Origin of the sequence: Robertmurraya sp. DFI.2.37, from assembly GCF_029211245.1 — a bacterium.
In the GTDB taxonomy this organism is placed as follows: domain Bacteria; phylum Bacillota; class Bacilli; order Bacillales; family Cytobacillaceae; genus Robertmurraya; species Robertmurraya methanolica_A.
The window spans coordinates 50,732-74,576 of the sequence record NZ_JARGEJ010000009.1; the positions used below are offsets into that span (position 1 = coordinate 50,732).

The 23,845-nt window shown below is 37.9% G+C and carries 18 protein-coding genes and 1 pseudogene; 7 read left to right on the forward strand and 12 right to left on the reverse strand.

Features of this window, described 5'->3' with window-relative positions:
* Positions 1–42 precede the first annotated feature (42 nt).
* Both PZE06_RS07160 and PZE06_RS07165 read right to left on the reverse strand, forming a co-directional pair.
* The gene (locus tag PZE06_RS07160) at positions 43–1,287 is read right to left on the reverse strand and encodes a sugar ABC transporter substrate-binding protein (protein WP_150914965.1); all 1,245 of its coding nucleotides are present in this window, start codon (positions 1,285–1,287) and stop codon (positions 43–45) included.
* Positions 1,288–1,456: 169 nt separating this feature from the next.
* Positions 1,457–2,482: a LacI family DNA-binding transcriptional regulator gene (locus PZE06_RS07165; protein WP_095309386.1), complete on the reverse strand. Its 1,026-nt coding sequence runs from the start codon at positions 2,480–2,482 to the stop codon at positions 1,457–1,459.
* Between the two features lie 177 nt (positions 2,483–2,659).
* Here PZE06_RS07165 and PZE06_RS07170 point away from each other — a divergent pair, with 177 nt between their 5' ends.
* Positions 2,660–3,148 (forward strand): hypothetical protein, encoded by a 489-nt coding sequence (locus PZE06_RS07170; RefSeq protein ID WP_150914966.1) that lies wholly within the window; start codon positions 2,660–2,662, stop codon positions 3,146–3,148.
* 187 nt (positions 3,149–3,335) lie between these two features.
* On the opposite strand, the gene PZE06_RS07175 is transcribed toward PZE06_RS07170, so the two are convergent.
* The 6 genes from PZE06_RS07175 to PZE06_RS07200 all read right to left on the reverse strand — a co-directional run bounded on the left by PZE06_RS07175 (position 3,336) and on the right by PZE06_RS07200 (position 11,227).
* Entirely contained in the window at positions 3,336–5,408 is a 2,073-nt protein-coding gene (locus PZE06_RS07175) for a cation:proton antiporter (RefSeq protein ID WP_150914967.1), read from the reverse strand.
* A gap of 412 nt (positions 5,409–5,820) precedes the next feature.
* Positions 5,821–6,354: an RNA polymerase sigma factor gene (locus PZE06_RS07180; RefSeq protein WP_150914968.1), complete on the reverse strand. Its 534-nt coding sequence runs from the start codon at positions 6,352–6,354 to the stop codon at positions 5,821–5,823.
* 452 nt (positions 6,355–6,806) lie between these two features.
* Positions 6,807–8,702: an ABC transporter permease gene (locus PZE06_RS07185; RefSeq protein WP_150914969.1), complete on the reverse strand. Its 1,896-nt coding sequence runs from the start codon at positions 8,700–8,702 to the stop codon at positions 6,807–6,809.
* Positions 8,677–9,441 (reverse strand): ABC transporter ATP-binding protein, encoded by a 765-nt coding sequence (locus PZE06_RS07190; protein ID WP_095309376.1) that lies wholly within the window; start codon positions 9,439–9,441, stop codon positions 8,677–8,679. The genes PZE06_RS07185 and PZE06_RS07190 overlap by 26 nt, the downstream gene beginning before the upstream one ends.
* A gap of 83 nt (positions 9,442–9,524) precedes the next feature.
* Complete coding sequence (locus tag PZE06_RS07195) at positions 9,525–10,526, reverse strand: sensor histidine kinase (RefSeq protein WP_150914970.1); 1,002 nt, start codon at positions 10,524–10,526, stop codon at positions 9,525–9,527.
* On the reverse strand, positions 10,523–11,227 hold the full coding sequence (locus PZE06_RS07200; RefSeq protein WP_095309372.1) for a response regulator transcription factor: 705 nt from the start codon (positions 11,225–11,227) through the stop codon (positions 10,523–10,525). The genes PZE06_RS07195 and PZE06_RS07200 overlap by 4 nt, the downstream gene beginning before the upstream one ends.
* A 189-nt stretch (positions 11,228–11,416) precedes the next feature.
* Here PZE06_RS07200 and PZE06_RS07205 point away from each other — a divergent pair, with 189 nt between their 5' ends.
* Genes PZE06_RS07205 through uvsE (PZE06_RS07215) form a run of 3 tightly spaced genes read left to right on the forward strand, consistent with a single transcriptional unit; the run spans position 11,417 to position 14,098 of the window.
* Positions 11,417–12,097, forward strand: a complete 681-nt coding sequence (locus tag PZE06_RS07205; protein ID WP_150914971.1) for a hypothetical protein — start codon at positions 11,417–11,419, stop codon at positions 12,095–12,097.
* Positions 12,098–12,152: 55 nt separating this feature from the next.
* Complete coding sequence (uvsE, locus tag PZE06_RS07210) at positions 12,153–13,103, forward strand: UV DNA damage repair endonuclease UvsE (RefSeq protein ID WP_150914972.1); 951 nt, start codon at positions 12,153–12,155, stop codon at positions 13,101–13,103.
* A 29-nt stretch (positions 13,104–13,132) separates the two neighbouring features.
* On the forward strand, positions 13,133–14,098 hold the full coding sequence (gene uvsE, locus PZE06_RS07215; RefSeq protein ID WP_150914973.1) for a UV DNA damage repair endonuclease UvsE: 966 nt from the start codon (positions 13,133–13,135) through the stop codon (positions 14,096–14,098).
* 74 nt (positions 14,099–14,172) lie between these two features.
* Here uvsE (PZE06_RS07215) and PZE06_RS07220 read toward each other — a convergent pair whose 3' ends face one another.
* Positions 14,173–14,532, reverse strand: coding sequence for a carboxymuconolactone decarboxylase family protein (locus tag PZE06_RS07220; RefSeq protein WP_225310631.1), 360 nt, complete (start codon positions 14,530–14,532; stop codon positions 14,173–14,175).
* A 237-nt stretch (positions 14,533–14,769) separates the two neighbouring features.
* Here PZE06_RS07220 and PZE06_RS07225 point away from each other — a divergent pair.
* Together PZE06_RS07225 and splB are read left to right on the forward strand one after the other, a co-directional pair.
* Positions 14,770–15,032 (forward strand): annotated as a pseudogene (locus PZE06_RS07225) (transcriptional regulator SplA domain-containing protein).
* Positions 15,029–16,057, forward strand: a complete 1,029-nt coding sequence (gene splB, locus PZE06_RS07230) for a spore photoproduct lyase (RefSeq protein ID WP_150914974.1) — start codon at positions 15,029–15,031, stop codon at positions 16,055–16,057. Before PZE06_RS07225 ends, splB begins: the two are co-directional and overlap by 4 nt.
* A gap of 403 nt (positions 16,058–16,460) precedes the next feature.
* Here the strand turns inward: splB and PZE06_RS07235 are convergent, their stop codons facing one another.
* The 3 genes from PZE06_RS07235 to PZE06_RS07245 all read right to left on the reverse strand — a co-directional run bounded on the left by PZE06_RS07235 (position 16,461) and on the right by PZE06_RS07245 (position 20,585).
* Complete coding sequence (locus tag PZE06_RS07235) at positions 16,461–17,351, reverse strand: LysR family transcriptional regulator (RefSeq protein ID WP_150914976.1); 891 nt, start codon at positions 17,349–17,351, stop codon at positions 16,461–16,463.
* Positions 17,352–17,450: 99 nt separating this feature from the next.
* On the reverse strand, positions 17,451–18,593 hold the full coding sequence (locus tag PZE06_RS07240; RefSeq protein WP_150914977.1) for an iron-containing alcohol dehydrogenase: 1,143 nt from the start codon (positions 18,591–18,593) through the stop codon (positions 17,451–17,453).
* A 24-nt stretch (positions 18,594–18,617) separates the two neighbouring features.
* The gene (locus PZE06_RS07245) at positions 18,618–20,585 is read right to left on the reverse strand and encodes an oxidoreductase (protein WP_150914978.1); all 1,968 of its coding nucleotides are present in this window, start codon (positions 20,583–20,585) and stop codon (positions 18,618–18,620) included.
* 591 nt (positions 20,586–21,176) lie between these two features.
* On the opposite strand from PZE06_RS07245, the gene PZE06_RS07250 reads away from it, so the two are divergent.
* Entirely contained in the window at positions 21,177–23,804 is a 2,628-nt protein-coding gene (locus tag PZE06_RS07250; protein ID WP_150914979.1) for a cation-translocating P-type ATPase, read from the forward strand.
* Positions 23,805–23,845: the final 41 nt, after the last annotated feature.

Genomic DNA, 23,845 nt, shown 5'->3' on the forward strand with positions numbered 1-23,845 from the left:
ATCCATACAAATGGAGAACAGCTAAGCAGCGACAGCGAAAACTTATTTATAGTTTAGTTCTATATCTTGCTGTATCGCTTCAACTGCTTCATCCAAGGACTCTTTCACATCTTCTCCTTGAGTGATAAAGGTTAATGCATCTGCCATTGGATCCCAAACCGCGGAAAGCGCTGGTACAGGCGGGAATGGTCTAGCATGTTCCAATTGTGTGGCAAAGCCTCTAATTAATGGATCATTTTGAAATTGATCGCTGCTTAAAATGGAGGATTTTGCTGGCATCTCTCCAGTTTTTTCATAATATGTTTTTAATGACTCCTCATTCGTTAAATAAATAGAAAGCTCTGTTGCTGCCTCTGGATACTTTGTGTATGCAGATAACATCCATCCTTTCGTTCCTAAAAAGGTAATTGGATACTCACCATTTTCAAGCTTTGGAAGCGGGGCAGTACCTAATTTATCTCCCAACGCTTCTTTAAATTCAGCAAGAGCCCACGGACCGTTCACGACAGCACCAACTTTTCCCTCATTAAACAAGCCACCTGCTACATCCTGTGTAACCCCGGTTGGTAAGTAACTGTTTTCAAACCAACCCTGAATCATCTTCGCTCCAGCAACAGCTTCGTCACTGTTCAAACCCATTTGCTCAACTTGAAATACATCATTTTCTTCAGCAAAAATATATGCTCCTTGTCCTGCCATGAATGGAAATGAGAAATAAAAATCTGCAGCTGGATATAAGAAACCATATCGATCAATTGCTACATCTGTCAGTTCTTTCGCAATTGCTTCCAGTTCAGCAATCGTTTCAGGAGCCTCTGGAATTAGGTCTTTATTGTAATAAAGGGCAAGGGATTCAACGACTGCCGGCAAACCATAAACTTCTCCCTCATAACTTAATGCATCAACCGAACCTTCTGAATATGTTTCAAGTACTTTATCCTCCACATTCATTGGCTGGACAAGACCTTTTATAGACAAACTGCCAATACCCGGTTGAAAAAATAAATCTGGCCCATTTCCAGAAGGACCATCTAATGACATAGCTTCTTCCTGCTCATCCATAGCAAACGGCAGTACTTCTACTTCAATACCTGTCTCATTCGTAAATTCTTGTGAAATTTCTTGTACGGCACTAGCTTGATCGTTAGGTGCCCATACTAGTAATTTTTCTGGCTTTTCTCCTCCCTCTTCAGAATCCGCATCTGAAGATACATCACGATCTGGACCACAAGCAGTTAAGGACAATGTAAATAATAAGGCAATCAAGATAAACAGCTTTTTCTTCATTCAATATCTCCCCCTAAACGAGTATAAATAGAGCAAATCTTTATATTTCTCGTGCATCACCTCCTTTTAGTTAACCGGTTAACTGAAACACAAAAAAATATATGTTTAGTTAATCGGTTAACTAGATTGGTGAAAATAAAGTGCTACTTTGTAAATAGCACATTTATTCTCAAATTCTCCTTGTTGATCCTCTCACTACAAGTTGCACCGGAAGCTCGATCGTATGCTGTTCTGCATCCGGAGCTTCAAAGGAATGAATCAACAATTCAGCCGCTGATTTTCCTTTTTGAAAAATATCTTGCCTGACTGTTGTTAAACTAGGAGTCATATATTTGCTTATACTTAAATCATCAAAACCGACGACCGAGTAATGTTCAGGAACCAACTTTTTATTCTCCTGAAATGCTTTTATCATTCCGATTGCTAAAATATCAGACACCACTACAATCCCTGTAATTGGCTTGGACTCCGTTAATATTTGTTCACCAAGTTGAATTCCCTTTTCAAAAGATATATCTAGAGCCTCATAGATGAATTCTGACTTCAATTTTACACCAGCTTGCTGAAGTGCTTTTTTAAATCCAGTGAAACGTTTTGAATCAACTGGACTCAGCTCTAAACTAGTGGAGACAAAAGCAATATTTTTATGTCCTAGTTCGATCAGATGCTTTCCTGCTAAATAACCGCCATATTCGTCATCTATCTTCACATTTTGAAAAAAACTAGTGTACTCCTCATACGTATCAATAAGAACAATCGGGATATCAAGCTTGGTCATTTCTGCAAATAAATTTTGTGGAAATTTCCCTAAAAAAATAACCCCATCTAAATTTCTTTTTTTCACCCATAGCCTTGCTTCTTCAGGGCTAGAAACTCCAGTGATCATCGTATCAAATTTATGATTACGGGCAACCATCTCTACGCCGCTGACAAACTCATTATAATAGAGATTATTTTTAAACACGGCTGGAGAGTCTTCCGTTATCGGCAACATGATTCCGATAATATTTGATTTCTTTTTTGATAGACTAACGGCTGTAAAATCTGGATAGTAGTTTAATGTCTCTATCGCTTCTAAAACCCTTGTTTTCGTATCTTCTGATACTTTATTTACACCATTTAAAACATATGAGACAGTAGCAGGAGACACCTTTGCATATTTAGCTACATCTCTAATTGTTGGCTTCTTATTCATAGTCCCTCCATGTTAACCGGTTAACCTTAATTGGATAATATTATTTAACTTCTGATTTGTCAACCATATTTCTGAATTTATCCACTTAAATTGCAAGCGTTTTATAATCAAATTCAAAATACCTCTAAAAATGGACAAATGTTACAATTATCTTAAGTGGATAAAGGAGGAAAGCAAATGACAAATAAAGATAATCCCGTTGCAAAAGCATTATTCGTTGTCGGAGTTTTGATCATCCTTTTTAGTGCTGTATCAGGGTTATTATACGGGACAAGTTCCGACGACCATTTCTTTTTAGGAGAGCTGCAAACGACTATAGGCTGGTCAATGTTTATTTCTGGAATAATATGTGGACTCATTTTCCTAGGATTCTCAGAAATTATTAAGCTTTTGCAAGGAATTTATAATCAAAATGAAAAAGCAGCACTGGCACCGCTTGTGGAACAAGAGAACCACTCTAGTCCAGTGACGGAACCAGTAAAATCCATCATTACTGCCAAAGTAACTCAAGAAATTGAGCAATTTTATCAAGCAAAAAACTTAAAAGTGGTTCATATTGAAGAAACCAATGAGGAAGATTTTTTTAAAGTTACATTAGATAATGGTCACATCAACTGGATTGAATTAGGTGGATTTAAACCCATTATTCATTCTGAAAAAGAATGAACATCTCCGAAATAGAAAAAATTATTATAAAAATATCATATAAACTGTGTAAGCCAATCCTTACATAGTTTATATGATAAAAATTAAAAACGATCGCTGATATAAACTATTACAAGAATGACCACATAAATCCACGGTGATTCATTTCCATGCTCCCTATCCGCTTTTCTTTGCTTATGTTCGTTCATTAGTCATAATCCTCATAGTCCTTTTTAAATAACACTTCCTTTGGGATTTCAATTCCTTTAGAACCCCTTATATCGACTTCTTTTTCTTCAGCTGGATAATAAACAATAAAGCTCTGCTGATTGATTTTTGCCAATCGCTTCGGCAGCACTTCAAGTTGAGGGTGCCAAGCAATTGTCCCTTTCCTCGCACTCAGAATGACAATTAAATCATCTGATTTAAAGTGCGAAACATACTCTGTTTGTAAGCTAAGCCAACTATTTAATTTTATTAATTCCGTTGGTGGCTCTGGCTTTGTTTTCTGTAAATATTTCTCATAATTCTCGACAGAATCATTGATCACTAGCACTAACAAGGAAGCACTTAATCGGCTCGTCAAAATTTTTATCCGAGACAAGGCTTCGATAAAACCAGGTTTATGATCGGTTCCGTATGGAATGATTAGAATCATCCGTCGTGTTGTTTGAAGCGGTTGACTCAATTTTGAGACTAGAATCGTTTGATTGGTTTGATCGACAAAACGATCGATAATGCTGCCAAATAATTTATTGGCTTTTCTTTCTGCATCCCAGCCAATTACAATTGTATTAATTCTTTCTTCCGTCATCGCCCTTATAATCCCATTAGCGACATTGTGATCAACTCTCGTAATAGGGCGCACTGGAATTTCTGCACCTGAAGCGTACATGACCGCATGCCCGAGCATTTTTTCTGCGTGCGCAACTTCATTTTGTGCTGATTTTATATCTTTTTGAACGACTGTAAGTGTGTATAAAGGTTGGTCATCTGTTTTAATCTGCTTGATTAAATTCGCCAAATCAATTAACAATTCCATCGTTTGTGGATTTTCTAGAGGAATAAGAATCCGCTCCGGATCTTCATTTCTGTCACTAGGGCGCTGTTCCTCCTTTAACGCCAGCTTTCTTCCGTATTTCTCAACTAAATACGGTCCGACGATACATGTTAATAAGATCATGATAATAACAGCGTTAACGGTAGCCTGATCGAGCAACCCCACCTCATAGCCAACCAGTGTGGATGCAAGAGTAGCAGCCGCTTGCGGTATTGTTAAGCCAACCATTACGTTCCGTTCTGTTATTGAATAATTATAAATTTTTCTAATTATAAACGGGGCTGATGCTTTCCCAATAAATACGGAAACCACTATCGTAACGGTTATCAGCCATGACTTTGGGTTATGAAAGAGCACACTTAAATCCATTAGCATCCCTACAGACAATAAGAAGAAAGGGATAAATAAGGCATTGCCTAAAAAGCGAATTCGGTTCATTAATGTTCCATAATCCAACACTAAGCGATTAAGGGCCAAACCTGCCAAAAATGCTCCGATGATCGGCTGCATCCCAACCATAATCGCCAAAGAACCTGAAACAAAGAGAATCACCATTACATACGTAAAATTGGCTATTCCTTCATTCTCTGCATTTCGAAAAAACCAACTTGATAATTTGGGTGCTCCCCATAAAATTAATGCAACAAATAAAATAAAGGAAATAATCATTTTGAGCCAGAAGATGGGTGAGAGCTGGCCTGCAGTGGCACCTGTGATGATTGCTAAAACGAATAAAGCGAATGTATCTGTTAACAGCGTCCCACCTACTGCTGTTGTAACAGCCTTGTTTTTAGCAATCCCCAATCTGCTAGCAATTGGATAAGTTAGCAATGTATGCGAACCAAGAATGGAGCCTAACAGAAGCGATGCAGTTAAACTATAATTGAAAACAATTCCGACAGCTGTCCCTAAAATCAATGGAATGGTAAAAGAAAGAGAGCCAAAAAGAACACTTCGTCTGCGATACTTTTTAAAGCCATCAAGATCTAATTCTAAGCCTGCAATAAATATAATAAACAATAGCCCTATCGTCCCTAACAAAACAATCGTTTGATCCCTTTCTAACAGATGGAATCCATGTGGACCAATGATGACCCCTGCTAATATTGGACCAATAATCCCTGGTATTTTCATTTTCTTCATCAAAATAGGTGTGAAAAAGAAAATAACCATTGCCAAAGCAAAAATAATGACAGGCTGATCGATTGGAAGATTGATCAAAAAATCCCCCCTAAATTTAAAGTAAAGTCCTGAAGTCTTGTATGTCATTTAGGATAAGATTCAGCATATGACATTGTATGTACCTATTTATTGATTATGCTTGGAAATGGTGGGAAACGAAGTTAAGCGTGCAGTTCCATACTCCTCCTGATTTATCAGGTTTCATCGGTTTATGCTAGACGGAGAACCACTTTCAAACAACGGCAAAGTCCATCATTCTCTAGAGCAAAATAAAGGAAGTGGAAAAAACAAACCGGTTTCTCCACTTCCTTTTCAATTATTCTTTGAGAGTTTGAGGAACTTAATAGTTTTGTTCATATTGCAAGTTCACAGACCGGTTGTGAAAAACGGGTGATTGGAACGAAAAAACCCCCTATGTAATAAGTTAGCCCCTTCTCTTTTTCAAGCTACATTAATTAGCTACAAATTCCGTCAATAGTGACTTATCTTTTAATTGATTTCTTGCTCTTCTCATCCTCGTTTTCACTGTAGCTATTGGCAATTTTTTTGCTGAACTTATTTCTAATAACGAGTTATTCTTAAAATAGTATAAAAGAATGGGTTCCCGGTAAATCGTTGGCAACTCCTTTATTATTTCGAGTATTTCCTCAATTGAGCATTTAGTTAACACATAGTCCTCTGGCTCCGGGATCGAACACTCTATTTCATAATGAAAAACCTTTTCTTCCCAAAATTTTTGTACTGTTTTTTGTTTTCTCCAAAAATCACGACATTTATTGATCGCAATCTTGAATATCCAACTCTTGAAATTAGCGCGCTCCTCAAACTGCCCTAAATGTAAATACGCTGAAATTAATACTTCCTGATATAAATCCTCTGCTAATTCCTTATTTCGTACTTGTTTATAAATAAACAGAGATAATGAAGAACCATTTTCTCTAATCCAGTCTTCAAATTCAAATGGCTTATTTTTTTCACCTACCATTTTGAACCTCCCTCTTCCCATCTTTTAAACTTGGCAACTTTTCCATAGCCTTAAGAAAAATGAGTCACAATTCTTTCTCCGCTTTTTTGAAACTATCATCTTTAAATGAAAAATCTGCAGGTTATATTTAATTCGCTCGTACTTTAGCTAAGCAAGTCGGAAGAAATAGATCATTGCAAGCTGCTTCATTCTTTAAACTCTTACATAAAAGTAAAACATCCGCAGTGCATCAGGATCGTTTTATAATTTATGTTTTGAGCATAAGTTTCATAAACTCCTTATTCGTCATGTCTTTACATCGTTCCATCAGAGGTACATCCTGGCTAAGCCACTTAGACAAAATATCTTTATGTCCCTATTTTTAGAGGGTATCCAAAAAATGTTTATCTTTTTGGACACCCTCTTGTTAACTTTTTCACGAATGATTTTCTCTTTTAAAAAATCACTCTTCTTTAAACAATCATTCTTTTTACTTGTCTTACATAGACATAGCGAACAATCATAAAGTAAACCATTTGAATAAAGGCAAAGCTTGCTAATACGATCGTTGATTCAACAATTAGGTTGTAATCAAACATACGGGATAATGCCGTTAATGCAACAGCCCCGTGGATTAAAGCGACCACAATTGGTGAGAAAAATAGTAAGGCCACTTGCCTACTCACAACTTTATTGAGCTCTGATTGCGTCAAACCAATTTTGGCGATAGAACTGAATTTACGCTTTTCCTCCTCTAAATCGGTAAATAATCGGAAATAAAGAAAGCTTCCCGCAGAAACGAAGAATACAATTCCAATAAACAAACCAATAAATAAGATAGGACCGAATGCTTTATTAATTTGATAGATAGCATAGTCAACTGAAAATGCTTTATATTCTAATTGTTCTTCTAATTTTTCTCCCACTTTAACTAACTGTTCCATGTCTGCCTCACTTGCTTCCCAAGCAACAGTCAAAGTGGTTCTTAATGGTGAACCTAGCTTTTCAAAAACGTTGTCATTCACAACATAATAACCGGTTAACTCTCCGATTACCTCCGTTTCGACAACGCGGCTCGGCACAAGTTCTTCTCCAGTATTTAGTTGAATGTTGCTTTCCATCAATCCTTTGCTTGCTTTCTGCCCCTCAAAGATCATGGCATTGCTTTGTTCCACTACAATAGCCTCATTTTCCTCTGGATGAAGTTCCTTCTCCCCAATTAACGCTGCAAAACGATTATAATCGGAGGCCTTGGCGATTAACACTCCATTACTAGACAATGGCGTTGTAAAATAGTTTAATTCCTGAGACTCCATCCTTGCAGCAATTTTTTCCTCTTCCAATATCGAATTGATTTTTTGAATATCATTTTCAATCGCTTCTTTACTGTCATCTTTATTTGGACTATAGGTAACGGTATATGGATTTACTTCTTTTACCCCTTTAGTGAGGTATGATTGAAATCCATATAATGTCCCGATTGCGCTAAAAGCAACCGTTGAGATGATGGACACCATAAAAAATGTCCTTGCATTATCTTTCATTCGAAAGGATAAGTCAGAAAACAGGAGCATATTTGTTTTTCGCCAAAAAAATGATCTCCTTTTTTTCAACATTCGAATGAAATACACACTCAATTGCGTAAAAAGAAGATAGGTTCCTAATATTACGACAACTACAACTGGGACCAACGCGAAGACCACTTGAATTCCCTTAACGTATAGAGCTGTGCCATAACCAGCAATGAGAAGCAATGCAGCAAGCATCGACAGAATAATGGATGCTTTTGGCTCTCCTTTCGACTGTTTATCTCCTTTTATTAAATCAATTAATTTCTTTGTACGCAGAACAAATGAAACAAAAACAGATATACAGAAAAAGAGAATGACAAAGCTTACAAAAGTCACAACGATAGCAAGAGTTGGAAAATAAAAATCTAATGATTCATTTACGATTAACACATTTTCAGCAATTAAGAGTATTGCTTTCGCAAATACAAGGCCTGAAAGGATTCCTCCGACCGTTGCTAAAAAACCAATCAGGATATTTTCCAAAAATACCATCAAGCGAATTTGCTTATTCGATGCTCCTAACATCATTAACAATCCAAACTCCTTCTTTCTTGACTGTAAGAAAGAACTCATTGAATATAGGATAAAAAAGAAAGAGAATACATAGATGATTCCACCTGCAACGCCCATTCCAAAAAGTGCATTATTATTAACGGAACCTTCAGAAAAAGCAGGGTGAAAAGCAAAGATGGCAAAGGTAAAAAACACCATCACAGTGAACATACTGCTTAGAAAATAAGCAATATACAATCGCTTATTGCGCATTACATTGTTAAACGCGAACTGACGAAAGGTCATGACCTTCTCCTCCCATCAACGAAAGCATGTCAATGATCTTTTGAAAAAATGCTTGTCTGCTTTCCCCACGGTAAATCTCAGAATGAAGTTTACCATCACGGATAAAAATAACTCGGTCCGAATAACTTGCCGCTTGTGGATCATGGGTGACCATTAGCAAACTCGTTTCTTCCCTTTCATTGATGGATACAAGCATTTTCATAACATCCTTTGATGCTTTCGAATCAAGGTTCCCTGTCGGTTCATCCGCTAACAGAAGCTTAGGCTCATGAATCATCGCTCTTGCTATGGCAACCCGTTGAGCCTGACCACCTGAAATTTCGTACGTCCGTTTATTCATAATCGAAGCAATCCCTAGACTTTCAGCGATTTTATGTGCTTTTTCTTTCATGACACTCACACTAGTGCCTTCTAATGTCAATGGGAGCACAATATTTTCTTCAACCGTTAATGTATGGAGTAGGTTGAAATCCTGAAAAATAAAACCTAATTCATTTCTGCGAAAGCGTGCTAAAGCATTTTTCTTCAGCTTATGCGGGTTCGTTCCTTCAATTTCAATTTCTCCCGTTGTAGGTATATCGTTCGTAGAAATAATATTTAATAATGTTGTTTTTCCACTACCAGACGGACCCATTATGGAAACGAATTCGCCTTTTTCAATTTCAAGATCAATATCAGTAAGGGCACGGTAAGCAATTTTCCCTTCGTAAATCTTACTTACTTTTGAAACTTTAAGCATTATTTTTTCTCCTTTCGTGATCTTCTAGGAAAAGTATAGCCTTAGTCTCAAAACATAAACTATCGATTATACTTTCATGAACCTTACATTGATGTAATGTTTTGTGTTTGAGAAAAAATAAGCCTAACCGTTGTCCCCTCCCCAACCTTCGATTCCAATTCAATCCGATGCTCTAACCTTGCGACCACTTCTTTTACTAAGTAAAGTCCCATCCCGGTTGATTCTCGATACTTACGCCCATTTTCCCCCGTATAAAACTTGTTAAAAACTCGCTTCTGATCAGAGACAGGAATTCCAATTCCAAAGTCCTTCACTTCTAATACCGCTTCGCCCGCCTTTATATAAATAGAAATAACCAATTGATTCGTCTTTCCAGTAGAATATTTAACTGCATTATGTACTAATTGTGATAATAAAAAGAATAGCCACTTTTCATCGCTTTCTACTATGACGTCATTCTTTTTCTCAATTAACTTGGGGTACACTTCGTTTCGAATAAAAAAACGCTTGTTCTCCTGATTCACTTCATGTACGAGCTTAGCTAACCTAATCGGCTTTATCTGAAAATCTTCCGCAATCGTACGCAATCTTGCCATGTAAAGAACTGTATTTAAACCGTTTCTCATCCGCTCTGTTTCCTCACGAATGCTAGACGATTCCGGCTCATCGAGCGTTTGCGCAGTTAATTCAATCACAGATAGCGGCGTCTTCATTTGATGGACCCACCGATCCATAAATAACAAATGTTCATCCTGCCTCTCTTCTGCCTTTTGAATTTCTTCTAAATACAAACGATACTGAGAAACTAGCAACTGATCAAGTGCTTCAGAAATGGGGGCCTGCTCCGTAGTCTCCATTGATCCATCTAATGTTTCTATTGAATTTTGTAACCTATGGTAAAAATTTCTTCTGCTAATATATTGATAAATAAGATATGCAGTTAACGTCACAACAGAAAGAAAGACTGCATATATGATCACTCCCAAACCCCGATAACCGTCGAGCCAAAATAGAGCAGGAATAAGAATACATTGAATCAATTGAATTCCAATAAGTAGTACATGCTCGCGGAGAAATAATTTCATCGTTCTTCCCCATTCCATGTAATGCGTAGACGATAGCCTGCTCCTCGAACTGTTTCGACTGCATCCTCAATTCCTAACTCAGAAAACTTTTTACGCACACGTGTAATATTTACATTCAGAGTATTTTCATCAACGTATGCTTGATCATCCCATAGTTTCTCTAATAGATCCTGTCGGCCAGCTACACGAGGATATCGTTCAAGCAGCCTTTCGATAATATCTGATTCCTTTTTGGTTAATTGGGCTACTTTTTTTCCAAATCTAAGTTCTAACCGCTCTGGATATAAACTTAGTCCATTCTGGATAAGCATCCTTTCCTCAAATTTAGCTGCATATTCTCCGTATGCTCTTCGTAAATGACTTCGTATTTTCGCCATCACGATATCGGGATGGAATGGTTTTGTGATAAAGTCATCGCCTCCATTTTCCAATGCCATTACTTGATCCATATCACCTGTACGAGCTGAAATAAAAATGACTGGGCATATGGATTCTTTGCGTACTTGTCTGCACCAATAATAGCCATCATAGCTAGGAAGATTAATATCTAGTAAAAGAAGGTGAGGCCTTACATTGCGAAATAAGTCCATTATGTTTTCAAATTCTTTCACCACGATAACCTCATATCCATATTTTTCGATATACGCGGATAAATGGTTTGCAATTTTTATATCATCTTCAACAATCATAATTCGATCCATTTGTAATTTCTCCCTAATATTATATTTAAACCTAAGTTTAAGCGATCAGAGACAACCTATCAATGAACCTGTTGACAAAAAACATGAATCAATCGGTTACTAATTTACTTCATATTCCCCTAAAAATTCGGATATTTTCATTAAATAGTGACTAACAAAAAAAATTCGGTGACAATAGGAGAAAAGGATGTGCCTTTTGTGAATAGCTTACTATTCTTTTTTCTAGGTTTCGCTTATCTCCTTTTATTAATATGGGGGATGATATTATCCAAAAAATATGGCTTACTCAATCTTTACAACTTATTATTTCTCGTTATTATCGGACTTGTCTATGATAACTTTATCATCGCATTAGGAAGAGAAATTGGGGAAGGAAACACGCTTGAGAATTTAAGCTATCTTCGATTTTGGTTACATGCTCTTTTCACCCCAACTCTCATCCTTTCTGCCTTATACATTTGTCAAGAGTTTGGCTTCATCTGGGCGAAAAAAACTTTTTGGAGAACCGTTTTTTCCTTATTGACGATCGGACTAATCTTTTATGAACTTTTAACTTCTGTAAAAGGACTGGAACTGGAATCAGTTTGGAGGAATGGTGTACTGACTTATGAGCCATCTGGAGATTCAAACAGCCCCATTATGGTAGGAGCCGTAACTTTAGTATTAATATTTATTGGCCTCATTTTTTTGAAAAAATTTCATTTTCCTTGGTTCTTTATCAGCACAATACTGATAATTTTGGGCGGTATTTCACAGATCTGGCTCAAAAATTTCCCGATTATGAATATATTAGAATTTCTTTTGGTCGCCTCATTACTTTTGACAAAGCAATTTCAAGTTCACCACCGACCGTCTAAAACGATGACATAAAGCAAATATTTTATGTACTGGTACTCATCAAAATGTGAAATCAAGGGGAAAGCAGATGAAAATTCGTTTCGGATATGTAGCAAATGCTTTAGATCTATGGGATGCAAGCCCATCAAAATCTTTAACTTTTACACGTTATTCAACTCTTCCCAAACACGAACGGCTAGAAAAACTAAAATCCGTTACTGCCCAAAACTTAAAGCATACAAAAAGAATTTTGTACTACAATGTTGCCCATGAAATTGAATTATATCGTTTTTCAAGTTCTCTTGTCCCTCTTGCTACCCATCCTGAAGTGATGTGGGATTACTTAACACCTTTTAAAGACGAGTGGGATGAGCTCGGAGCACTTATTCAGCAATTTAATCTTCGGGTCAGCTTTCACCCAAGTCAATACACCCTTTTCACAAGTCCAAGAGAAGAGGTAACAAGTAATGCTATTAACGATATGGAATATCATTTTAATATGCTTCGAGCCATGAATGCACTTAATACTGGCATTATTAATATTCATATCGGAGGTGCCTATGGAGATAAAAGTGTAGCTTTGCAGCGTTTTCGTCATAATTTAAAACAATTGCCAGATGAAATTAAGAAGTATATGACACTTGAAAACGATGATAAAACTTATAATGTCCGGGATACACTTAATAAATGTGAAACCGAGAACATTCCTATGATACTCGATTATCATCATTATATGGCAAATTACGGAAACGAGGATCTCTCAGATTTCTTGCCACGCATTTTCAGCACATGGAAAAAAACGATCCCAAAGGTCCATGTTTCTTCCCCCAAGTCTGAGCTGGCCTATCGTTCTCATGCCGATTTTGTCTCATTAGATTTTGTGTTACCCTTTTTAAGAATGGCAAAAGATATAGATCAAGATTTCGATATTATGGTCGAGGCAAAACAGAAAAATCTTGCCATGCACAAATTAATTGATGATATTACTTCTATTCGGGGAGTTAAACGCATAACAGCTTCTTCGATCGAATGGTCGTGATGAAAAACGATATGGATGAGGTGGAATAAATGACCATTGTCCGTCTTGGTTATGTAGCAATGAGTATGGAACTAAAAAACGCATCTCCTTCTAAAACGATGACTTTCGCCCAATTTAAAAAAATTGATGATAGAAAAGCAGCTATTCGCAAATTGGAGCGTATTGCCCTTTTAAATTTACATAATACGTTAAGGCTGTTAAAACATAATGCAGCTTCGGACATTCATTTTTACCGCCTATCCTCGCGACTAATTCCTTTAGCAAACCATGAAGAACTTCGTGATTGGAATTATCTCCAACCTTTAAAAGATTCCTTACGCGAAATAGGAGATTTCGTTAAAAAACATGAGATGAGAGTTGATTTTCATCCTGATCACTTCGTCCTCCTAAATTCTAAACAGAAGGAGATCCTAAAAAACTCTATAAAAACCTTAAAAATGCACTTTTTATTGTTGAAAGAAATGGGGATAAACACGACACATCGCTGTGTCATGCATATTGGCGGCAACTATAAGGAAACAGAAAAATCACTTGAGCAATTTGTGGAAAACTGGATGGTCGTACCTAGACCTATTCAAAATATGATTATGCTTGAGAATGACGATACTTCCTTCACTTTAAACGATACTCTTTACCTATGTGAAAAACTAAATATTCCTCTAGTTTTCGATTATCATCATCATCTTGCTCATCATCAAGATGATGACTGGGAAAAACAGTGGGAAAGAGTCGTTCAAACGTGGAAGCATTCACCACTTCCGATAAAAATGCATATATCCAGTCCAAAGAGTAATAAAGCTTTCCGTCATCACTCCGATTATGTGGACATAGATATGTTTTTTAAATTTCTTAAATTTATAAAGGGGAGCATCCCTCAGATTGACTGTATGATTGAAGCGAAGCGAAAAGATGAGGCTCTTTTTACATTAATGAAAGAAATAAAAAACAGGGAGGATTTTGAAACGATTGATGGCTCAACTTTTCGACTAAAGTAATGATATGCTTGTCTTGCTTTGTCGAAAAATAAAAAGGTGAAAGCAATCTGATTTCACCTTTTTTCAATGCAATTTTATTGTTTTAATTGGTTCATTTCTTGGATACATTCCTGAACAAGGGTCACACCCTGACTCATTGAAGCTCCTCCACCAAATGCTACAGTAACACCAACTGCTTCAAGGATTTCTTGCTCCGAACACCCTTGATCAAGACATCCTTTCGTATGATAGATGATACAATACTCATCTTGTGCATGAATACTAATACCTAATGCAATCAATTGTTTTTGCTTTTGTGATAATGCCCCTTCTTTAAAGCACTCTTCAGTTAAAGCATTGAACTGTCTCGTAAATCCAGGCATTTTTGTGGCAAACTGGCCAATTCCTTCTTTGTACTTTATCAGTGCTTCTTCAGTAGAACTTCTCGCTTCCAAGTATCACCAACTCCATTTCGATATTGATGTCAATCAACGTTATTATGAGCAAAATCCCCCTTTTTTAACAATTGATTTTTGCTCATTTCCTCTTCTGAATACCATGAAGTCAACGTCCCACAAAAAAAAACAGAAGTATTGTTTACCCAAGAAATTTTTCCAAAATAAAATACTCATAATTAACAGCATAAACAGACAAAATTTTAATAATGTTTAAATCTTTGAAAAGGTGATGGAATGGAACAGTCAAATCGGATTCAAGATTATCAAGCTGGAGACATTGTTTATGTTTTTTACCGTAACCCTCATACTCAGGATGTAGCCAATATCCAGGCAGCAGCCGTTGTGAATCATCCAGAGAAAGAGAATGAACTTGCTTTGTTTTTGTATGAAACATATTATCCACTTTCAGATGAAGTGGCGATCTATAAACAGAGGAAGAAGCCAATCAAGCCTATCATTACTACTATGGGGACGCTTCAGAAGGGGTATTGGAATGAATAAACCATTTACACCAAAATTAGTCTATTTTGAGCCAAAGGCTTTAGACTACCCTTTAGGAAAAGAGCTTTTTGACAAATTTGAAAAATCAGATGTGGAAATAAGATATACAACATCACATAACCAAATAAGAAACTTACCTGGAGACAGCGATTTTCAAAAATATAGAGTAGCGAAGTCTACACTTGTAGTAGGAATTAGAAAAACACTAAAATTCGACACCTCCTTGCCTTCGGCAGAGTATGCAATCCCTTTCGCAACAGGCTGCATGGGGCATTGTCATTATTGTTATTTACAAACTACGATGGGAAGCAAGCCCTATATCCGGACATATGTGAATGTTGAGGAGATTTTATCTGCAGCTGATCAATATATAGAGGAAAGGGCTCCTGAGGTAACAAGATTTGAAGCATCATGCACGTCTGATATTGTAGGAATTGATGCTTTAACCCATACACTGAAAAGAGCGATTGAACATTTTGGTCAATCAGAGCTAGGAAAATTAAGATTCGTCACGAAATTCCATCATGTTGATCATCTACTTGATGCAAAACATAATGGAAAAACACGGTTTCGGTTTAGTATTAATGCTGATTATGTCATTAAAAACTTTGAGCCAGGAACATCTCCATTAGAGAAACGAATTGAAGCAGCCGGAAAAGTTGCCAGAGCTGGTTATCCACTTGGCTTTATCGTCGCTCCCATTTATTTGCATGAAGGATGGGAAGAAGGTTATTATCACATGTTTGAGCGCTTGGAAGCAGAGTTGCCACCCGAAGCGAAAAAAGATCTCACTTTTGAATTTATTCAACATCGTTTTACAAAGCCAGCGAAGCGGGTGATTGAAAAAAACTACCCCATGACGAAATTAGAATTGGACGAAGAGAAACGAAGGTATAAATGGGGGAAGTATGGTATTGGAAAGTATATTTATCAAAAGGATGAAGAAGAAGATATTAAATCCCATCTTTATTCCTATATGGAAAAGTTTTTTCCTGATGCGATTTTAGAATATTTCACCTAAAGGGATTGAACATCCGTATTTTTTTCACATTAGTTGATGTTGATTTTTGGCTCATTCTCTCTCTGAATACCACGAACCAATGTTTTCATAGAATATTTAATAGAGTATTTAACAATGCCTTACGAGGTCTTAAAAACAAGGTCTATGCAGGCGATGCTTACTTTTGCTTCCATGAACTTAAAAAAGATGGCGACTTGGACTTGGCAAACTGCTTGAGTCGAGCGAAACTAGTTGATTGGAGTGGAGGGTGCTTGACTCCTGGGGGATTTGCAGGACAGGTGAGATCCCGCAGGAGCGACAGCTCTGAGGAAGCTCACCGCCTGCCCCCCGGAAAGCAAGTGCCCGGAGCGGAAATTAACAGATTTTTACTGCTAACTATCCAAAAATGACAAAAGATTTCTTTTTAGTAATTGGCAAAACGTTCCTCAATTAAGTCTTTAAATTGTTTCATCCGCATATTCATGTTCGTATTTCTTTTGACAATAAAACCTATTTCCCAAATAGCCGTAGGAACGTTAATGGGAATGCTGGTAATGGCACTGTATGATTCGATCTCTGTTAAACTGCCAATAAAAATGAATATTCCTTTATTGAGAGTGACAAATTCATAAGCTAGGTTTAAATCATGACTTAACTTACTAAAAATAGTTGGCCTAATTCCTTCTTTTTCAAAATGCTCCATCACCACTTCCGGCAATCGAAAAGTGTCATCAATTAGAATCAGCTTTTCATTTTTAAGCTCGGTAAACGTAATGCTATCTTTTTTAGAAATCGGATGCTCTTTATTAACAATTGCCACAATCTGATGCTTCATTAAAGGAGAATAAGAAAAGTCAGTATGATTTCTTGGATTTGCAGTCAGAGCCATATCAAGTGTCCCAGCTAATACATTTGCTTCACATACTTTATCATTGTATTCAAAAATATCGATCTCGATGCCCATTTCTTCCTTCCCAAGCTGTAAAATCTCTTTGCCGCTTAATATTCTTAATGTCCCTGGCGAAAAACCTACTTTAAGCCTGTTGTGTTCACATTCAATTTTCCGCTGTACATCATTAGTAAACTGTTCAAATTGCTCAATGAGAGTTCCGGCCTTAGAATGCAGATACGTTCCTAATTCTGTAAGCGTCACACCACGTGAATTCCGGTAAAACAGTTCTGCTCCCATTTCCTTTTCAAGATTGCGGATCGTCCTGCTAAGAGCCTGCTGGGTCATGTAAAGCTCTTTAGCCGCTTTCGTTAAGTTTTTTGTTTCACATACTTTAAGAAAGCACTTTAGTTCAGCAATATCCATTGGGCATCACCTCAAAAAAATAAGAGCTTATACCTATAGTATACAAGCCCTTAAAAAGGAATGCCGTTCGAACTAATGAACATTAAGCAACATTATTATCTAATCGTTTACATATATGGCGTTGAGTATCGTCATAACCTCATCTTTTGACAATTCTTTTGGGACGTAGTGAAAACAAACATCTTCCATTACCATCGGAGCTAATCCCAATAGCTCTTCATTTGCTATTCCAAGCTCCTTGACAGTAGGCATTCCGATCGTCCTATTTAATTCCCGTATCGCCACTGCAACAAATTGACCAATCTCTTCTGCTGTTTCATCGCCAGTATAGGAAATTCCCATTGCTTCTCCTATAAGTTTAACCTTACTAGGGTTTGACTTCACCGCATATTTCATTACTTCCGGCAGAGCAAGGGCACAAATAATACCATGCGCTTTATGAAATGTAGCACCAACAGCATGGGCAATCGCATGTCCAAGATGCACTAAAGCATCATTAAAAGCCATTCCGGCAAAATTACTAGCTAATAGAAGTTTTTCACGTGCCTCGATATTTTTCCCATCTGCTACTGCAATCGGAAGATACTTCGTAACATTTCTAATTGCCTCCAAGGCTAAGAGTTCTGATTTAGGATTAGAATACTTCGTTGTGATCGCTTCAGCAGCATGTGCAAATGTATCCATGCCCGTATAGGCAGTTACATGCTGAGGTACATCCAATGTTGCTTCTGGATCTAAAATTCCTAGTGTAGCAGGGCAAAGAACGGCGCTTTTCACTTGTTTAGCCGTATCTGTAACCACACCCATTATGGTACTTTCACTGCCCGTTCCTGCTGTTGTCGGAATGAGAACAACCGGAACACCTGGGGTGTAAATAGGGTTGCCAAAATACTGATTAATAGGAAGTGGATTGTTGACTAAAACGTTGATCGCTTTTGCTGCATCCAACACGCTTCCACCTCCAAAAGCAACGATGCCATCAACCTGTTCAGCTTTTGCTAATTTGCCTCCTTCATTGACAATATAATCCGGCGGATCAGGAACAATCTTTGTAAATGGGACAACTTTAATCCCTGACTCTACTAAACTATCATAACAATTCCGATATGCCTTTAGTTTAGAAATCGTTTCGTCTGATACAAGCATTACCTTTTTACAGCCTAACTTTTTTACTTCCTCCCCTGTATGGCGAATGGTTCCTGTCCCAAAAATAATCGGACATAACTGTGCATATTTTGCCATGTTATACACTCCTCCTCACCTTTTTTAAAGGGCATATGCGCTTAAGTAGCCTGCTTCCATCGCTTCTCTTATTTTTCCTGGCTTCATAGCATCTCCAAGCACCTTAACATGGTCAAAGGCCGCTTGAATTTCCTCTACTAATTCTGTATTCGCTCTTGTTCCAAGTGCAAGAATGATGTAATCAAACATAAACTCTTTCATTTCACCGTTTTTTAATTCCTCGAAGCACGCTTTGCCCCTATCAATGGCAATTAATTTATGGCTTGGATACATTGGAACTCCAAGTGGTTTAAGATGGTTCATAACATCTATTAAATTTTGGAAATAGAGACCTGGTCCGATCGTATCTTCCATTTCGAAGAGACTGACATCATTTTCTTCTTCCGCTAACAAATGGGCCACTTCAATGCCAGTCATGCCTGAACCGACAACTGCCACTTTTTTATTTTTCAAATTGATTTTACCACTTAGTATATCAATAGGTGTTAATACTTCCTCCCCATCACTTCCAGGAAGAGAAGATGGAATAATAGGAGTAGAACCTTGTGCAATATAAACAGCATATGGATTTAATGCTTGAAGTTCATCCATTGTCGGCGCTGTATTGAGCCTCACTTCGATGCCAAACTTTTCTACTTGGGCTTTGAAATAATCAATAAGCCAATTGATTTTTGCTTTATTTGGCGGCTTGCTCGCATATTCTAATTGCCCTCCAAGGCGATCCCTCTTTTCAAAAACAATCGGTTTGTACTTTCGTTTTGCTAAAACCCTTGCCGCCTCTAATCCCGCTGGCCCTGCACCGATTATCGCTACTACTCTTCCTTCCCCATCTTCTTTAAAATTGCCATACTCAAGCTCTCTTCCAGCTTCTATATTAATTCCACATTGACAAGGGATTGGAGATAGATCGGCACCCATTAGTGTTTCCATGCAGTGAAGACAAGAAATGCATTTTCTTATCTCATTCATTCTCCCCTCCCTCGCTTTATTAGACCATTCTGGATCAGCAAAGTGTTGTCTTGCTGAACCAACAAAATCAAGCTTTCCTTCGGCAATCATTTCGTTCGCATACCCTGGGTCTCTGATTACCGCTACACCAATTACTGGGATGCTCACTTCTTTTTTTATAGCCTCAGATAAATGTATCTTCCACCCTTGCTCATAGGAAGCAGGTTCCCATGCTGTATTCATCGTTTCATATGTTCCTGAGCTTACATCAATCGCATCAACACCTAATTGTTCAAGCCGCTTGGCAATTAACACTCCTTCAGGAAGCCGCAAGCCATCGTCCGGAAATCCAATCGTATTTGTATACTCCTCTACTGACAGACGAACAAGCAGTGGAAAGTCGTTTCCACATTCCGTTCTAATTCCTGTTACGATTTCTTCCAGAAATCGCATCCTATTTTCTAGGCTTCCCCCATATTCATCGGTTCGTTTATTAGCGCGTGGACTTAAAAATTCGTGTATTAAGTAACCATGAGCACCATGAACCTCTACTCCGTCAATTCCAGCTCTTTTTAATCTTACTGCCGCTTTAATAAATTTATCGACCAGCTCTGAAATTTCTTCTTTTGTCATTGCCTTTGTTGGTTGATGAACGGTTGGACATTCAATTTCACTCGGTGCCATCATCGGTAAATTTTGATTAAGAGCGCTTATTCCCTGCCTTCCAGGATGATAAATTTGTACCACAACCTTCCCATCGTATCGGTGGATCTCATCCGCTAATTGCTTTAATCCCGGAATAAAGCCATCATCTGCAACCGATATTTGATGGGAGTTTCCTCGTCCTCTTTCACCATCGACAAAGGCACATTCCGTAATAACAAGTCCAACTCCGCCTTTTGCCCTCGCCCCATAAAAAGCAATATTCTTATCAGACACACTCCCATCAGGATTGGCTAAATAATTGCCCATCGCAGTCATGACAATTCTATTTTTCGTATGCATCGTTCCTATTCTTCCTCGAGAAAATAACTCGTTTAACATAGCTAAACCCTCCTCTATTCCATTTGTGAAATAAATCACAAATAATTTTAAAAAATAAAAGCAATCTTAACATCTATTGCCTAGATACTTCCTCTCTCTTATGCTAGATTCTTTTTCTACAATTTAAAAACAATTTCATGTTGTGGGAGATACAAAGAAAAGTGGTAGCAGAGTCTTTAATGAAGTTTCTTTTAAAAAAGGCAATCTTAGTGCCTTTCCTCAATTTTGGACGGAATTGCCTTGAATATCCGTTGATTTTTACTCCGGGCACTTGCGCTTTTCGAAAACTGACAATGAGTTTCCTCGGCGCAGGCGTAACTGAAGCACCTCGTCCCCTGTCTGTTAAAGTGTCCCTCCTTCGTTACAATCAACTACCCTACCCAATTCTATTAAACCAAAATGGTGTGCCAACCCAAATTTAAATTTTTTACTTAGCGGTAAAGACCCATTTTATTTTTCAAAGGTTGGATCACTTGGCGTTTTTACCTCCTTATAATTACGCAATAGGTCTGTCGTAGTTTACTATTTAAAAAAAGCATTATTTGGAATAGAATACACATATTAAGATAGAGGAAAGGAGTTAGTGGAATAATGCAATTCTATCGTGAAAGCAAGAATAATGTGCTCGAGCATTTGCAAACATCAGAAGAAGGTTTAACACTGGAGGAAGTACATACACGTTTAGATAAAAATGGCTATAACGAGATAAAAGGAAAAGAAAAAGTACCAACTTGGAAGTTATTTTTGGAAACTTTTAAAGACTCGATGGTCATTGTACTTTTAATTGCCGCTGGTGTTCAAATCATACTCGGAGAAATAGTTGAATCTTTCATCATTTTTCTTGTTTTAATTATTAACTCCATCATTAGCGTAGTGCAAACAAAAAAAGCTGAAAGCTCACTTGAAGCATTGCAGAATATGTCTGCACCGAATGCAAAAGTAATCCGGAACGGAGCAAGGCAAACAATTGCCGCAAGAGAGCTTGTCATTGGTGATATTGTCTTACTTGAAGCAGGGGATCAGGTTCCTGCAGACGGGCGTATTTTAGACAGTGAATCATTAAAAGTCAATGAAGGGATGCTCACTGGTGAATCTGAGGCTGTTGAAAAACACGTGGCAGCAATTAGCGAGGAAGTTGCCTTAGGGGATCGCCGCAACATGGTATTTAGCAGTTCTTTAGTCGTCTATGGCCGCTGTACATTCGTTGTAACAGATACAGGTGAACAAACCGAAATCGGTAAAATTGCCAGCCTGATTGCTACAGCCAAAGAGAAGCAAACTCCATTACAGCGCAAGCTCGATGTATTTAGTAAAAAGCTCGGTATCGGCATCCTCATCCTGTGTATTCTCATATTCATCGTAGAGGTTGGGCGAATCTGGCTCGGTGACAATACAGATGATATGACAACAGCGATTTTACATTCATTAATGTTTGCAGTTGCCGTTGCAGTCGCTGCGATTCCAGAAGCTCTGTCTTCCATCGTTACAATCGTTTTATCAGTCGGAACAAATAAAATGGCGAAGCAGCATGCGATCATCCGCAAACTGCCAGCTGTTGAAACACTAGGCTCTACCAGTGTGATCTGTACCGATAAAACAGGGACTTTAACTGAGAATAAAATGACGGTAACAAACTATTTTACTACAGGTAATGGCAAAAAGACTAAGTTTCCAAAGGAGCAGCAAAATTGGAGCAGCGAAGAGGAAATGCTCTTTAAGATTATGGTGCTTTGCAATGATTCCTATATTAACAATGAAGGAAAAGAGATTGGTGATCCGACAGAAGTGGCACTAATCAACTATGTCGAAAACTTTGAAGAAATTCGAAATAAAAATAATCGCGATGCTGAACTTCCGTTTGACTCTGACCGTAAATTAATGTCCACTGTTTATACCATTAATGGTGCGAAGATGATTTTGACGAAGGGTGGACCTGATGTCATGTTCAGCCGCGCGACTCATGTCCTTATGAATGGAAAAAAAGAACCGTTAACAACGGAAACATTACTGCTATTTCAAAAGACAAATGAAGAGTATTCGAACGAAGCGCTTCGTGTACTCGCCTATGGATTTAAACAACTGCCGAAGGAAAAAAGTGCTATTGGTCCTGAAGATGAAAATGATTTAGTGCTAGTCGGTTTAACCGCCATGATCGATCCACCTCGCGAAGCCGTATATGGTGCAATTGAGCAAGCGAAGCAAGCAGGGATTCGCACCATTATGATCACAGGTGATCATAAAACAACCGCCCAAGCAATCGGTCGAAATATTGGCCTTATGGATAAGAACGATCTCGCCCTCACAGGTCAAGAATTAGATGCCCTATCTGATGAAGAATTGGAGCAAAAACTAGAAACTATTTCTGTTTATGCACGCGTATCACCAGAAAATAAAATCCGCATCGTCGAGGCTTGGCAAAAGAAAAATAGAATTACAGCAATGACCGGTGACGGAGTAAATGATGCACCAGCACTAAAGCAAGCAGACATTGGAATTGCCATGGGAAGTGGCACTGATGTTGCCAAAGACGCATCTGCGATGATCTTAACAGACGATAATTTTGTCTCAATTGTTAACGCTGTTAGCGTAGGACGCACCGTCTTTGATAATATAAAGAAAGCGATTGGCTATCTATTTGCTGGAAATTTAGGCGCAATTATTGCGATCTTGTTTGCTGTTGTCATGGGCTGGTCCAATCCATTCACAGCACTTCAATTGTTGTTTATTAACTTAGTAAATGACTCATTACCAGCCATTGCATTAGGAATGGAAAAATCAGAACCTGGTGTAATGAAGAAGAAACCACGTAATATTGATGAAGGGATTTTTGCTGGCGGTACGATGCGAGCCGTTTTAACAAGAGGTATTTTAATTGGGATTGCCGTCATCACCGCACATTACATTGGATTGCAGCATTCAGAAGAATTAGGTGTTGGAATGGCATTCTCTACATTAATTCTAGCTCGTACTCTACAAACGTTTGCTGCCCGTTCCACCACACAAACAGCTATAGGCGCCGGACTTTTTAGTAATAAATACGTAATAGGTGCCGTAGCGCTAGGTTTTGTTCTATATGGCATCACCCTTTTGCCGTTTGCCCGTGAGGTTTTTGCCATTCCCGCTGAATTTGGCTTCAACGAGTGGTTAATTGCCCTTGGACTTTCCTTTGGAGCTCTTATATTGATGGAGATCCTTAAGCTCATTGCCCGACCAAAATAAGATTAATTTATTCTATGTCAGATACTACTTTTAAATTACGA

Bases quoted from the DNA above. Each gene is read 5' to 3' on its own strand.
- PZE06_RS07235 (WP_150914976.1), bottom strand. From the start codon at position 17,351: ATGGATATTGCTGAACTAAAGTGCTTTCTTAAAGTATGTGAAACAAAA.
- PZE06_RS07185 (WP_150914969.1), bottom strand. From the start codon at position 8,702: ATGACCTTTCGTCAGTTCGCGTTTAACAATGTAATGCGCAATAAGCGA.
- PZE06_RS07195 (WP_150914970.1), bottom strand. From the start codon at position 10,526: ATGAAATTATTTCTCCGCGAGCATGTACTACTTATTGGAATTCAATTG.
- PZE06_RS07190 (WP_095309376.1), bottom strand. From the start codon at position 9,441: ATGCTTAAAGTTTCAAAAGTAAGTAAGATTTACGAAGGGAAAATTGCT.
- PZE06_RS07160 (WP_150914965.1), bottom strand. From the start codon at position 1,287: ATGAAGAAAAAGCTGTTTATCTTGATTGCCTTATTATTTACATTGTCC.
- PZE06_RS07240 (WP_150914977.1), bottom strand. From the start codon at position 18,593: ATGGCAAAATATGCACAGTTATGTCCGATTATTTTTGGGACAGGAACC.
- PZE06_RS07200 (WP_095309372.1), bottom strand. From the start codon at position 11,227: ATGGATCGAATTATGATTGTTGAAGATGATATAAAAATTGCAAACCAT.
- uvsE (WP_150914973.1), top strand. From the start codon at position 13,133: ATGACCATTGTCCGTCTTGGTTATGTAGCAATGAGTATGGAACTAAAA.
- PZE06_RS07170 (WP_150914966.1), top strand. From the start codon at position 2,660: ATGACAAATAAAGATAATCCCGTTGCAAAAGCATTATTCGTTGTCGGA.
- PZE06_RS07165 (WP_095309386.1), bottom strand. From the start codon at position 2,482: ATGAATAAGAAGCCAACAATTAGAGATGTAGCTAAATATGCAAAGGTG.
- uvsE (WP_150914972.1), top strand. From the start codon at position 12,153: ATGAAAATTCGTTTCGGATATGTAGCAAATGCTTTAGATCTATGGGAT.
- PZE06_RS07180 (WP_150914968.1), bottom strand. From the start codon at position 6,354: ATGGTAGGTGAAAAAAATAAGCCATTTGAATTTGAAGACTGGATTAGA.
- splB (WP_150914974.1), top strand. From the start codon at position 15,029: ATGAATAAACCATTTACACCAAAATTAGTCTATTTTGAGCCAAAGGCT.
- PZE06_RS07250 (WP_150914979.1), top strand. From the start codon at position 21,177: ATGCAATTCTATCGTGAAAGCAAGAATAATGTGCTCGAGCATTTGCAA.
- PZE06_RS07245 (WP_150914978.1), bottom strand. From the start codon at position 20,585: ATGTTAAACGAGTTATTTTCTCGAGGAAGAATAGGAACGATGCATACG.